Below are 12,665 nucleotides of genomic sequence, written 5' to 3' on the forward strand. Positions count from 1 at the left end.
ACATATAAACCTTCTAATTCGTCGCCCGCTTCATTTGTTAATAAGATACACACCTATAATATCCCGCTCCCTTATACCGCCATCCCCACTTTCTAAAACCTGCTGGCGGCCGCCGCTTTCGGCGGCGGCCGGTCCGAGAAGCAGAGCTATGCTTTCTGCGCCCAGGTCCTGCGCGATTGCGAGCTCTCCGACAAGGCCAATGTCTCGGCCGGCGCTCTCACTCTGCTCGATCGCAAGCGGCTGGAGTTGGCGCGCGCGCTGGCGTCGGATCCGAAGCTGCTGCTGCTGGACGAGATCGCGGGTGGGCTGACCGACGATGAATCGAAGGCGCTGGTAGCGCTGGTGCGCCGCATCCGCGACCGTGGCATCACCATCGTGTGGATCGAGCATGTGTTGCACGCGCTGCTGGCGGTGGCCGACCGGTTGTTGGTGCTGAACTTCGGCGAGAAGATCGCTGAAGGCGTGCCCGCCGAAGTGATTGCGCTGCCCGAGGTCCAACGCGTCTACATGGGGATCGAGGCATGACGGCCGTTCTTTCCACCCACGGGCTATTGGCCCGCTATGGCGATTTCCAGGCGCTCTACGGCGTCGACATCGAGCTGCACCAGGGTGAGGCCGTGGCCTTGATCGGCGCCAACGGGGCAGGAAAATCTACACTCCTGCGTTCGATCATGGGCCTGCTCCCGGTCCGGCGCGAGATGGTGCTGCTGCACGGGGAGGCCGTTGGCGGCACCACCACCGACCGCATGGTGCAGAAGGGTGTCGCCATCGTGCCGGAGGGCCGCCGGCTCTTCACCGGCATGTCGGTCGAGGACAATCTGCGCGTCGCCATCGACCAGGCCGCGCGCATAGGCGCCAAGGGCGGATGGACGCTGCCGCGGTTGCATCAGCTGTTCCCGATCCTCAAGGAGAAGGCCCGCACGCAGGTCCAGAGCCTCTCGGGCGGGCAGCAACAGATGGTGGCGATCGGCCGCGCGCTGCTCTGCCAGCCGCGCGTGCTGCTCTGCGACGAATCAGCCTTGGTCTTGCGCCGAAGGTGATCCGCGAGATCTATGCCGCCTTGCCCGAAATCCGCGCCACGGGAACGGCGATGATCGTGGTCGAACAGGATGTCGGCCTCGCCCGGTCCGCCTCGGACCGCCTCTACTGCATGCTCGAGGGGCGCGTGACCCTGACCGGCAGGTCCGCCGAAATCACGCGCGAACAAATCGGCAAAGCCTATTTTGGAGCAGGCCATGGAGTGGTTTGACGCCTTGGTGCAAGGGATCCTGCTGGGCGGCATGTATGCCCAGTATGCGCTCGGCATGGCGCTCATGTTCGGCGTCATGCGGATCGTCAACATCAGCCATGGCGATCTTGTGATCCTTTTGTCGCTGATCGGCATCTCGATCGCCACGGCCTGGGGTCTGGGGCCGCTGCCTGTGCTGATCGTACTGGTGCCGCTCGCGGTGCTGATGGGCTGGGTGCTGCAGAAGGCCGTGCTGAACCGGGTGGTAGGGAGCGATCCGCTGCCCTCGCTGATCGCGACCTTCGGACTGTCGATCGCGCTGCAGAACCTGATGCTGCAGATATGGTCCGCGAACAGCCGATCGTTGCCCGGCCATGGAATCGAGAGTCAATCCATCGAGATCGGCGGTATCTATGTCGGCCTCCTGCCGCTGATCGTGCTGGCCGTCGCCACGGGGTTGACAGGAGGCCTCGACCTGACGCTGAAGCGCACGCGCTTCGGCCGGGCGCTCCGCGCCGCGTCGGCGGATGTCGAGGCAGCGGCAATGACCGGCATCAATCCGCGCGCCGTCTATGCGATGGCGACAGCGGCAGCGGTCGGCATCCTCGGTTTTGCAGCCGTCTTCCAGGCGTTGCGGTCGACCGTCGCGCCGGCCGACGGACCTGCCCAACTGATCTACGCCTTCGAAGCGGTGATCATCGGCGGCATGGGGACGGTATGGGGCGCCTTCGCCGGCTCGATGGTCCTCGGCATCTCGCAGGCCGTCGGCTTCCGCATCGATCCGGGCTTCGGCGTGCTCGCCGGACACATCGTCTTCCTGATCGTGCTGGCGACCCGCCCGCAGGGCCTGTTTGGAAAGGCATTGTCATGAGTGCGATCCCCTATGTGGCAACCGAGGTGCCTGAGGTCCTGGTCCAGCGCCAGACCCGGTCCGGTCGCATCGCGATGACGCTGGCTGTGCTGGCGCTGATCGGTGTCGCCGCCATGCCGTGGTGGGCCTCGACCGGCACGATCCGGTCGATTCTGGTGCTGTGCTGCTACATCGCCGTCGCGCAGATGTGGAACCTGCTAGCCGGCTATGCCGGCCTCGTCTCGGTGGGCCAGCACGCCTTCATGGGTGCTGCCGGCTATGCGCTTTTCGTGCTGGCGCAGACTTACGGCATCAATCCGTTTGTGGCGGTCTTCCTTTCGCTGCTGGCGCCGGCCGCGCTGGCCGTGCCGATCTACCTGCTGCTGCATCGCCTGGATGGCCCCTATTTTTCGATCGGCACATGGGTGGTGGCCGAGGTATTCCGGCTGGCCGCCTCGAATCTCCCGCTCGTCAATTCCGGCGCGGGGATGTCGCTTCGCGTGATGAAGGACTATTCGGCCTTCGAGCGGAATGTCGCCATGTCGCTGCTCTGCGCGGGGATGCTGCTCGTCACGCTGGGCGGCAGCTATTGGCTGCTTCGCTCGCGCTTCGGCCTTGCGCTGATCGCCATGCGCGACAATCCGGTCGCGGCCGCGAGCCAGGGCGTGAATGTCGTCAAGCTGCGCTTCCTGATCTACGTCGCGTCGGCGGTCGGCTGCGGCCTTGCGGGCGCCATCTATTTCATGGCGCAACTGCGCATCACCCCGGGTTCGGCCTTTGATCCGATGTGGGCGAACGTCGCGATCTTCATCGTCATGGTCGGCGGGATAGGGTCCATCGAGGGCGTTCTGATCGGATCCCTGATTTTCTTCATCGCGGACCGCTGGTTCGGTGAATACGGCGCGAGCTATTTCGTCGTCCTCGGCCTGATGACGCTGCTGGTGGCGCTCTACGCCCGCACCGGCATCTGGGGCCTGATCTCGAAACGGTGGGATGCGCCATGGTTCCCGATCCGACGCAGGCTCGTCGATCCGAACCGCTGAGAGGGAGGGTTTTTATGAAAGCAGCCATCTTCGATACGGTCGGCAGTCCGCTGCGGATCGGCACGGTGCCGGATCCGACGCCGGCGCCGGATGAGGTCGTCTTGCGCATCGCAGCCTGCGGCATCTGCGGCAGCGACCTGCATATCACCGAGGATCCGGTGCCTTTCGGCATCGGTGGAGGTTTCGTTCTTGGCCATGAATTCGCCGGCGACATCATCGCGCTGGGATCACGGGTGGCGAGCCTTCGGATCGGTGAGCGTGTGGCCGTCGTGCCGATGCACGGCTGCGGGCACTGCCAGGCCTGCAGGCGCGGCGATCCAGGCCGCTGTCCCGACATGGTGCTGATTGGTGGCGGCTATGCGCAATACGCGGCCGTCGCCGCGCGCCAGTGCCATGTCTTGCCCGACGACGTTGCGCTGGAGGATGGCGCGCTGGCCGAACCGCTCTCGGTCGCGCTGCATTGCATCATCCGCTCGGGTATGAAACCGGGAGACCGGGTCGCCATCCTGGGCGCCGGGCCGATCGGCCTGCTCGTCGCCTTCTGGGCGCGGCGGCTGGGAGCGTCGTGTGTGGTCGTGGCCGATATCCACAGCCATCAGCGTGACCGTGCGCTTGCGCTTGGCGCGACCGGTTTCGCGCTATCGGGCAACAGGCTGGCGGAGAACCTTGCCGATCTCTGCGGCGGTGCAACCGATATCGTCTTCGAATGCGTCGGCAAGCGCGGCCTCATCGACGCAGCGGTCAAGGCGGTCCGGTTGCAGGGCACGGTGGTCGGCGTCGGCCTGTGTATCGGCGGCGACGAATGGGATCCGTTCGTCGCGCTGACCAAGGAAGTGAACCTGCTCTTCTCGGTCTTCTTCCATCAGCGCAACGAATTCGGCGTCGCCCTCGATGCGCTGCGCGGCGGACCTTTCGCACCGCAGGCGCTGATCACCGATCGGATCGACCTCTCGCCGGTTCCGCAGATATTCGAGAGCCTTCGCCGCCGCACCACGCAATGCAAAGTGCTGATCCAGCCGGACCTTGTTTGAGGAGAGTGAATATGGCCGTTCAATTCGAAACGCTCGAATACGATGTCGGTGGCACGAAAACGGTGGTGAAGGCCATCGGTCAGGGCAAGCCCGTGCTGTTCCTGCACGGCGCCTCGACGCTTGAAGGTTTCGACTTCGCCGAAGGCCTCGCCGACCGTTTCCGCGTGCTTTGCGCGAGCCATCCGGGCTTCGGCTTTTCGGGCGCTGCGCCGCATGTGACCGGGATGTCCGACATGGTTCTGCACTACCTGAACCTGCTCGATGTTCTGAACCTGCCGGAGAAGCCTCATCTCATCGGCTTTTCCATGGGCGGCTGGATGGCGACGGAGCTCGCCGGCCTTGCGCGCGAGCGTTTCGACAAGGTGGTGCTGATCGCGCCGGCAGGGCTCAACGACCCCGCGCATCCGGCCACCGATCTGGGCGCGGTCGCGCCGCAGGAGCTGCCGGCCTATCTGGCGCATGACGTCTCGGTGGCGCTGCGCTATTTCCCGGACGGCTCGGATCCCGCCTTTGCGGAGGCCTTCGGCGCCGATCGCGCCCGCGAAGGAGAGACGCTCGGCCGGTTGCTGGCGCCGTTCGGCATGGGCCATCCGAACCTGCGGCGCTTCCTGGCGCGCATCGCCAATCCGACGCTGGTCGTCTGGGGCACCAGGGACCGTCTGCTGCCAGCTGGCCAGGCGCCGCTCTTCGTCGAAGCCCTGCCCGACGCACGCCTGATCCTGGTCGAGGATGCCGGCCATTTCGTCATGCTGGAGAAACCCGAAACACTCAGGAAGATCGGCGATTTCCTCGCCGGCTGACCGCATTTGAAAAGGAGGAGAAGACAATGAACAAACCCATCAAGCACGGCTCGTGGGGGACGACCACCGACTATCGCGACTTGCTCAGCAAGATCGCGGAGATCGGGCCGGCCCTGGAAGCCAACGCCACCACCGATGAGGAGAATGGCGAACTGACTGCGGCCACGTTCGAGCTGCTGAAGCCGCTGCGCATGTCGCATATCTTCGCCGCGGAGAGCCTCGGCGGTGCGCAGCTGCGACCCACCCAGGGTCTCGAACTGCTGGCGGCGATCACCTGGCACTCCGGGGCGGCTGGTTGGGTTTCCATGGTGCATTGCTGCATCGGTGCGATGTCGGCTGCCTTTCTGCCGGACAGCGCAGTCGAGCGGCTTTTCGCGCCGGGCACCGAAAACCGGTTCTCGGGGCAGGGCGCGCCGCTCGGTATGCTGAAGAAAGTCGATGGCGGCTACCGGCTGAATGGCAAGTGGAGCTATGGCAGCGGCTTCAGCCACGCCACCTACAGCCACAGTGCCGCCTTTGTCGACGACGGCACCGGCAAGCCCGCCAAGGACGAGAAGGGCAACTTGATCATCATGTGCGCCCATGCCCCGATCTCTCAGCACAAGCAGCTCGGCAATTGGGACGTTCTGGGCCTCGGTGGCACCGGCAGCATCGACTATGCGGCCGAGGACGTCTTCATCGCCGACGATCTCGTTTTCCCGATCCTGACCGCACCGCCGCTGCGTCAGAAGGAGTTCTTCAGTCTCGGTGTCGTCGGCCTCGCCGCAATCGGGCATACCGGTTGGGCTCTCGGCACTGGGCGGCGGATGCTGGACGAGATCGCCAAGTTCGCCCGCACGAAGTCAGGCCGCGCTGGGCTGATCGGCGAGAGCGAGAAGTTCTGGCACGACTATGGCCGCGCCGAAGCCCGCTATCGCGCTGCCCGCGCCTTTGTCTTCGAAGTCTGGCGCGACATCGAGGCGACGGTCGAAGCCGGCAACAGCGTATCGACGCGGCAGATCAGCCTTGTCCATCTGGCCAAATCCGAGATTCACGAGGTTGGCGTCGATATCTGCAACTTCGCCTACCGCGCCGGCGGCGGCGCGTCGCTGCGCGCCGGCGTGATCCAGCGCACCTTCCGCGAGATGATGGTGGCGGCCAACCATTTCACGATCGCGCCGTCGATCGTCACCTCGGCCGGTCGCGACATCGGCGGCCTGTGGAGCGATCGCACCTGGCAGTTCTACGACCTGATCGAGAAGAAGTAGTCCGCAAGGGCCGGACGGCGGACGCCGTCCGGCCCTTATTCACGCTGCAGAAGAGAGACGTCGATGAGCTTCCCGCATCCGATGACCAACGCCTTCCGCGAAGCCTTTCGCCACCATCCGGCCGGTGTTGCCGTGATCACGGCCGATCCCGGCGACAGACCGGTGGCGATGACCGTATCCTCGCTGATCTCGGTAAGTGCTGCGCCGCCGGTCGTCGCTTTCTCGCTGTCGATGAAATCGACTTCGTCAGAGCCCTTGCTACGGGCCGAGACCATGGTGATCCACCTGCTGCGCTTCACCGATATCGACCTGGCGCAGCTCTGCGCGTCGAGCGGCGCGGAACGTTTCCCGCCGGGAGGCGCCTGGGCGCGGCTGCCTACGGGCGAACCGCGCTATACCGGCGTTTCGACCTGGTTCCGCGCCCGTCGGCTCGGCATCCTGCCGATCGAGGGCGCGACGCTGGTCGCGGCCGAACTCCTTGACGGCGAGGTGCAGCCGGACGAGGTCCCCCCGGGGGCGCATTCGCTTGTTTATCTCGACCGTCGCTGGCATCGCCTGCACAAGGAACTGGACGGGGTGGCTGAGCTTCTTGAGTCGTCGCGTTTTCTTTGAACGGCGCCGAAGCGCGGGTTGTCCGGTCGTTGCGCACGGGACTTGCAAAGCCAGTCGAAGCGCGTTCGGCGTCAGTCGTACCGCGCTCCCTGGCTCGCCGCGCAGGGTTGAGGGTCATCCGGTCAGTTGGGCATTGGCCGGAACTTCGTCCCGCATCGGATGCGGTACGAGTGGATGGCAATTTTTGTCGCAGATGACGTCAGACTTTTCCGCAAAAATATCTCACATGTTGACGTTAACTTAACATGCTATTATGGTCTGTTTACCGCGTCGGATGCGTCGCTTTTGTATCACCGTTGCTCGTTGATTGTCGTCATGTCTGTCATCCCTATCCCAACCTGCAGGTTAGCCTTGCAGCGCCCTTCACCAGTTGCTGAAAGCGGCGGCGCCCATGCCCAGTCTGCTCGGAATCGATAACGGTCTCACGGTCACCAAGGCGGTGATCTTCGACGCCGATGGCACGCAGTTGTCCGTGGCGCGCCGGCGGGTGCCGCAGTCGATGCCCCATGCGCGGTGGGTGGAGCGCGACATGGCCGGCCTCTGGCAAGCGACCGCCGACGCGATCAAGGAGGCGATCGCGCTGTCCGGCCGCCCGGCGGACGACATCAGGGCGGTGGCGGCAACCGCGCATGGCGACGGTCTCTATTTGCTCGACAAAGATCGTCGGCCGCTAGGCCCCGGAATCCTGTCGCTCGACAGCCGCGCCGGCGAGATTGTCGAACGATGGTCGGCGGATCGGGTCTTCGAAGACGCCTTGGCGCGCACGGGCCAGACGCCGCACGTGTCCGCGCCGTCGGCGCTGCTGGCCTGGATCAGGAAGAACCAACCCGACCGCTATGGGCGCATCGGGCATATACTGGCCTGCAAGGACTGGCTGCGCTTTTGCCTGTCGGGCACGATCGGTACCGACCGTACCGAGGCCAGCACCTCATTCACGGATTTCCGCACGCAAGCTTTCGCGCCGGAAGCGATGCGCATCTTCGGACTGGACGATCTATTTGACGCGCTGCCGCCGGTGGCGCATTCGGCTGAAATCGTCGGTCACGTTATCGCCGAGGCCGCCGAAATGACCGGCCTTGCCGTGGGAACACCGGTCGCGTGCGGGCTGCATGACGTGACCGCCTCGGCGCTTGGTATGGGCGGCCATGAGGAGGGCGTGCTCGCCATCGTCGCCGGGACCTATTCCATCAACGAAGTCGTTTCGTCAGAGCCGCGCGTCGACCCGCGCTGGTTCTGCCGCAACGCCATCGACGCAGGCCGTTGGAACAACATGGCGATCTCGCCCGCCTCGACCGCAAACTACGACTGGTTTCTGGACACGTTCTGCCGTTCTGAGCAGGACAAGACAGGTGCCGATGGAGGCTCCGTCCACGACTTGCTGGCCGCGGAGATCGACGCGGCGCTGAAGAAGCCCTCGACCATCCTGTTTCATCCCTATCTGTTCGGCTCCCCCTTTGGCGACGTCGCCAGCGGCAGCTTTGTCGGCCTTCATGGCTGGCACAATCGCGGCGATATGCTCAAGGCGGTTCTGGAGGGCATTGCTTTCAATCATCGCACCCATGTCGAAGCCTTGCGCGAGGGCTTTGCCATCAGCAAAATCCGCCTCACCGGCGGCGGCTCGCGCAATCCGGCCTTCGTCCAGATGTTTGCCGATGTGCTGAACGCCCCGGTCACCGTCACCTCGGCCGACGAGGCCGCGGCCTTTGGCGCTGCCCTTTGCGCGGGTGCCGCGGTTGGCATCTTCGCGACGCCGCAACAAGGCGCCAGACAGGTCGGCATGACGGCACGCCAATACGAGCCTGTGCCGGCCTCAAGTGCTGTGTTCAACGAGCGTTTTTCCCTCTATGGCCGCATTGCCGGTGCGCTGGAACCGCATTGGCCGGAGATCGAGAAGCTGGCGCGGCAAGACATTGGGGTAAGCGCATGATCAAGGCCGACGAACGGCGCGAAGAGATCGCCGACTATGTGATCAAGCTCGGCCAGGTGCGCATCGACGATCTCGTCGAGCATTTCGGCGTATCGCGCATGACCATCCATAGGCACATCGACCGGCTGGCGCAGCAGGGCGTGCTGCGCAAACTGCACGGTGCGGTGACGGTTCAGCCTTCCGGCCTCTACGAAAGCGCCTTTCGCTACCGGGTGACGGTCAACCGGGCCGAGAAGGATGCGCTGGCGCGAGCAGCACTCGATTATGTCGAAGCCGGCCAGGTGGTGATGCTGGACGATTCCTCGACGGCAAACGCCGTCGCCACGCTGCTGCTCGACGTCAAGCCGCTGACCGTCATCACCAACTCAGTGGCGACGGCTGCACTGCTGACCAATGTCGACGAACTCGACTTCATCTGTCTCGGCGGCCAGTACCACAACACCTACAACGCCTATATCGGCATCGTCTGCGAGAACGCCGTGGCGCAGCTGCGCGCCAATGTGCTGATCTGTTCGGCTTCGGCCATCACCGGAACCACGGCCTTCATCCAGGATCCCAATGTCGTGCGGGTCAAGCAGGCGATGATGGCCGCATCGGTCAAGCGCATCCTTCTGATCGACCATGCCAAGTTCGACAGGATCGCACTGCACGTCTTCGACGATCTGACCAGCTTCGACGTCGTACTGGCAACCGAAGGCCTGGGCGATGTGCGGGCGCAAGCCCTAGAACGGGCCGGCGTGAAGCTGCGCATCGTCAAGACGAAAGCGCCATGAGCTCAAGCGAAGGAACACGTACGGAAAACCCCGCCGGGGGTTTGGCCGCCATGGCCGGGACCGGCGAGGTCGACGTCGTCATCCTTGGCGCCGGCATCAACGGAGCAGGGCTGTTTCGCGACCTGTGCGCGCAGGGCGTGAACTGCCTGATCGTCGACAAGGCGGATTTCGGCTCCGGCACCAGCGCCGCGCCATCGCGGCTCATTCATGGCGGTCTGAAATATCTCGAAACCGGCGAGTTCGGGCTGGTGGCGCAGTCGACGCTCGAACGCAATTTGCTTCTGAAAAACGCGCCGCACTATGTCAGCCCGCTGCCGACCGTCATCCCGATCTTCTCCTGGAGCAAGGGCATGCTGGCGGCGCTGCGGACGCTGTTCGGCTCGACCAGCGCGCCGCGTAGCCGCGGCGCCATCCTGATCAAGATCGGCTTGATGATCTATGATTTCTATGGCTCGCGAAACCAGGTCATGCCGCGCCACCGCATGGTCGGGCGGCGGCAGGCGCTCAGTGAGATGCCAGCACTCAATCCCTCGATCGTCGCTACCGGCACCTACTACGACGCCAAGATAAGCCGCCCCGAAAGGCTGGTGCTCGAACTGATCCTCGATGGGCTGCAGTCAAACGCGGCCTCGGCCAGCGCGAACTACACGGCGCTGGTGAAGTCCGCCAATGGCGTGCTGACCTTCCAGCCGGAAAACGGCGCGGTCTTTTCGGTGCGGCCGAAGCTGGTGGTCAATGCCGCCGGTCCCTGGATCGATGCCGTCAACGATCTGCTTGGCGCGCCGTCGAAGATGATCGGCGGCACCAAGGGCTCGCACATCCTGTTGAAGCACGACGAACTGGTCAAAGGCCTTGCCGGGCGCATGCTTTATTTCGAAGCTGATGACGGCCGCATCTGCCTTGTCTATGACTATCTCGGCCTGGCGCTGGTCGGCTCCACCGACATCAAGGCCGACAATCCCGACGAGGTGCGCTGCGAGCCTGACGAAGTCGAATACCTGCTCGACAGCGTGCGGACGCTACTGCCGGGGATGGCGTTCGAGCACGACCAGATCGTCTATGCTTATAGCGGCATCAGGCCGCTGCCAGCCTCGGATGCATCGCTGCCCGGCTTGATCAGCCGCGATCACTCGGCGCCGGTCGCCGAGCCAGCTCCCAGCAGACCCTTCGCGGTCATCTCGCTGGTCGGCGGCAAATGGACAACCTTTCGTGGCTTTGCCGAGGAAGTCGCCGACACCGTGCTCGGTCGTCTGCAGCGCAGCCGCAAGGTATCAACGCAAGCCATGCCGATCGGCGGCGGCAAGGATTTTCCTGCCGATGCCGCAGCGCGAGCAAATTGGCTAGCGCAGGCTCACTCGGAGACGGGCGCTGAGGAACGACGTCTCGATGAGCTGCTGTCGCGATATGGCACCAGAGCCACGCAGGTCGCCACGCATGGGCCGGATGACGAGCATCGACTGCCGGATTCAGCAAGCTACAGCCGGTCGGAAATTGATTACATCGTTCGCAACGAGTTCGTCGAACATCTGGCTGATATCGTCATGCGCCGCAGCACCCTGGCGATATCAGGTTCTCTGACAGGCCGGGATCTGCAGCAGATTGCCGCGATTACCGGACGGGCTCTGGGCTGGAGCGCCGGGCGTCTTGCAGAGGAAGTCAAGGCCGCAATTGTGGAACTCAAGGGCCGGAACCTGATGCGGCTGGACTGATCACTCCGTCGCCGCTGCTCTTCCCAAGGCAATCCGGTTGGTTGCCCACGGAAGCTCCGCATGCGCAAAATCGCCCAACTCACAGGCAGATTGGGAATTTGCTGATACCAGGTATTATACATTAAAAACAAATAGTTAATGAAAAATTGTATGGCCAATGGCTGTGCAATACTGCTGGTTCCGGTAAGAGATAACACAGATTGACGTTAAATTAACACAGTCGTATGATCGGATAACATGCGTACCTCCTAATGGGTCGATATTGCCTGCCGAAACGCCGGCAGACCGGCGTTTCGGGAAGAAGCGAGACTGTGAATTCCCCGCATGCGAATGCGCCAAACTCGACGAGGGATTGACAGCGATGCCGGGATGTGAAAATTTTTGCACACAGAGATAATAATATCATCCTGGGGAGGAGATGGCTTGAAATCCGGCGGAACCGCTAACCGCGACCATGAGTCCAGCCTCGCCACGCGCGCGGCCTGGCTTCACTATGCCGGGGGGCTCACACAGGCCCAGGTGGCCAAGCGGCTCGGCCTGACCAGCCTCAAGGCGCATCGGCTCATCACACGGGCCACCCAGGATGGCCTTGTCAGAGTGATCATCGACGGCGACGTCGGCGAATGCATCGACCTCGAGCAGCAGCTGATCGATGCTTACGGGCTCGACTATTGTGAGGTCGTTCCTGATCTCGATCAGGACGAATTGCCGCTGAAGGCGCTTGGCATCGCTGGCGCTCAGTTTCTGAAGCGGGAGATCGATCGCGGCGAGGATATGCTGATCGGCGTCGGCCATGGCCGTACCCTTGCCGCAAGTGTCGAGTATCTGACGCGCACAGCCGCCGCCCATATCCGTTTCGTCTCGCTGCTTGGCGGCGTGACGCGCAAATTCGCGGCCAACCCGCACGACGTCATGCATCGTCTGGCCGAGCGGACTGGCGCGCAGGCCTATGTGATGCCGGTGCCTTTCGTCGCCAACACCGCCGAGGACCGTGAGGTGCTGCTTGGCCAGCGCGGCATCAGCGACGTCTTCGATCTGGCAAGCCGGTCCGACCTGATGTTCGTCGGGATAGGGACCGCCGAGCGGGAAGCCTCGCTGGTCGCCACCGGTATGATCGAGCATTCCGAAATCGATGAGGTCAAACGCGATGGCGGCGTCGGCGAGCTGCTCGCCCACTTCTTCGATGATAAGGGGCGCCCGGTGGAAACAGCGCTTTCGGAAAGAATTCTGGCGCTTCCGCGGGGCCAGTTGAAAGGCCGCAGGATCGTCGCCGTCGCCGGCGGCAAGATCAAAGTGCGTGCCATCAAGGCGGTGCTCGAAAGCCGTTACCTGAGCGGCCTGATCACCGATGAAAGCACTGCCCGTGCCCTTGTCGAACAGAACCAATCCAATGGTGCCAAGCGCCATGTGAACGGAGGATCGTCAAATGCGTGACAAGCGCAGAT

General features: G+C 63.7%; 11 protein-coding genes and 1 pseudogene. All 12 read left to right on the forward strand.

The genetic code is table 11. The annotated features are described in order from the left end of the window. Positions 1-246 precede the first annotated feature (246 nt). The 12 genes and pseudogenes from NKI99_RS00005 to NKI99_RS00060 all read left to right on the forward strand — a co-directional run bounded on the left by NKI99_RS00005 (position 247) and on the right by NKI99_RS00060 (position 12,654). Complete coding sequence (locus NKI99_RS00005; protein WP_352609296.1) at positions 247-525, forward strand: ATP-binding cassette domain-containing protein; 279 nt, start codon at positions 247-249, stop codon at positions 523-525. Further along, positions 522-1,249, forward strand: a pseudogene (locus NKI99_RS00010) (ABC transporter ATP-binding protein). The gene NKI99_RS00005 and the pseudogene NKI99_RS00010 overlap by 4 nt, the downstream one beginning before the upstream one ends. Then, entirely contained in the window at positions 1,236-2,099 is an 864-nt protein-coding gene (locus NKI99_RS00015) for a branched-chain amino acid ABC transporter permease (RefSeq protein ID WP_352609297.1), read from the forward strand. Before NKI99_RS00010 ends, NKI99_RS00015 begins: the two are co-directional and overlap by 14 nt. Continuing rightward, on the forward strand, positions 2,096-3,121 hold the full coding sequence (locus tag NKI99_RS00020; protein ID WP_352440104.1) for a branched-chain amino acid ABC transporter permease: 1,026 nt from the start codon (positions 2,096-2,098) through the stop codon (positions 3,119-3,121). The genes NKI99_RS00015 and NKI99_RS00020 overlap by 4 nt, the downstream gene beginning before the upstream one ends. A 14-nt stretch (positions 3,122-3,135) precedes the next feature. Beyond that, positions 3,136-4,152: a zinc-dependent alcohol dehydrogenase gene (locus tag NKI99_RS00025; protein ID WP_128302313.1), complete on the forward strand. Its 1,017-nt coding sequence runs from the start codon at positions 3,136-3,138 to the stop codon at positions 4,150-4,152. 11 nt (positions 4,153-4,163) lie between these two features. Further along, on the forward strand, positions 4,164-4,952 hold the full coding sequence (locus NKI99_RS00030; protein WP_352609298.1) for an alpha/beta fold hydrolase: 789 nt from the start codon (positions 4,164-4,166) through the stop codon (positions 4,950-4,952). A 26-nt stretch (positions 4,953-4,978) separates the two neighbouring features. After that, a complete protein-coding gene (locus tag NKI99_RS00035; RefSeq protein ID WP_128302315.1) occupies positions 4,979-6,199 on the forward strand; it encodes an acyl-CoA dehydrogenase family protein in 1,221 nt (406 codons plus the stop codon). An 81-nt stretch (positions 6,200-6,280) separates the two neighbouring features. Next, the gene (locus NKI99_RS00040; RefSeq protein ID WP_352609299.1) at positions 6,281-6,811 is read left to right on the forward strand and encodes a flavin reductase family protein; all 531 of its coding nucleotides are present in this window, start codon (positions 6,281-6,283) and stop codon (positions 6,809-6,811) included. Positions 6,812-7,202: 391 nt separating this feature from the next. Then, a complete protein-coding gene (locus tag NKI99_RS00045) occupies positions 7,203-8,738 on the forward strand; it encodes an FGGY-family carbohydrate kinase (RefSeq protein WP_352609300.1) in 1,536 nt (511 codons plus the stop codon). Next, positions 8,735-9,511 carry a DeoR/GlpR family DNA-binding transcription regulator gene (locus NKI99_RS00050; protein ID WP_352609301.1) on the forward strand — a complete coding sequence of 259 codons (777 nt, stop codon included), beginning with the start codon at positions 8,735-8,737 and terminating at the stop codon, positions 9,509-9,511. The genes NKI99_RS00045 and NKI99_RS00050 overlap by 4 nt, the downstream gene beginning before the upstream one ends. Next, the gene (locus NKI99_RS00055; RefSeq protein ID WP_502895791.1) at positions 9,508-11,220 is read left to right on the forward strand and encodes a glycerol-3-phosphate dehydrogenase/oxidase; all 1,713 of its coding nucleotides are present in this window, start codon (positions 9,508-9,510) and stop codon (positions 11,218-11,220) included. The genes NKI99_RS00050 and NKI99_RS00055 overlap by 4 nt, the downstream gene beginning before the upstream one ends. A gap of 423 nt (positions 11,221-11,643) precedes the next feature. Continuing rightward, positions 11,644-12,654 carry a sugar-binding transcriptional regulator gene (locus tag NKI99_RS00060; protein ID WP_352609302.1) on the forward strand — a complete coding sequence of 337 codons (1,011 nt, stop codon included), beginning with the start codon at positions 11,644-11,646 and terminating at the stop codon, positions 12,652-12,654. Positions 12,655-12,665 lie beyond the last annotated feature (11 nt).

Origin of the sequence: Mesorhizobium sp. M0239 (assembly GCF_040321815.1) — a bacterium.
In the GTDB taxonomy this organism is placed as follows: Bacteria; Pseudomonadota; Alphaproteobacteria; order Rhizobiales; family Rhizobiaceae; genus Mesorhizobium.

Coding starts and splice junctions, on each gene's coding strand:
- NKI99_RS00055 (WP_502895791.1), top strand. CDS start 9,508: ATGAGCTCAAGCGAAGGAACACGTACGGAAAACCCCGCCGGGGGTTTG.
- NKI99_RS00020 (WP_352440104.1), top strand. CDS start 2,096: ATGAGTGCGATCCCCTATGTGGCAACCGAGGTGCCTGAGGTCCTGGTC.
- NKI99_RS00015 (WP_352609297.1), top strand. CDS start 1,236: ATGGAGTGGTTTGACGCCTTGGTGCAAGGGATCCTGCTGGGCGGCATG.
- NKI99_RS00050 (WP_352609301.1), top strand. CDS start 8,735: ATGATCAAGGCCGACGAACGGCGCGAAGAGATCGCCGACTATGTGATC.
- NKI99_RS00045 (WP_352609300.1), top strand. CDS start 7,203: ATGCCCAGTCTGCTCGGAATCGATAACGGTCTCACGGTCACCAAGGCG.
- NKI99_RS00030 (WP_352609298.1), top strand. CDS start 4,164: ATGGCCGTTCAATTCGAAACGCTCGAATACGATGTCGGTGGCACGAAA.
- NKI99_RS00025 (WP_128302313.1), top strand. CDS start 3,136: ATGAAAGCAGCCATCTTCGATACGGTCGGCAGTCCGCTGCGGATCGGC.
- NKI99_RS00035 (WP_128302315.1), top strand. CDS start 4,979: ATGAACAAACCCATCAAGCACGGCTCGTGGGGGACGACCACCGACTAT.
- NKI99_RS00040 (WP_352609299.1), top strand. CDS start 6,281: ATGACCAACGCCTTCCGCGAAGCCTTTCGCCACCATCCGGCCGGTGTT.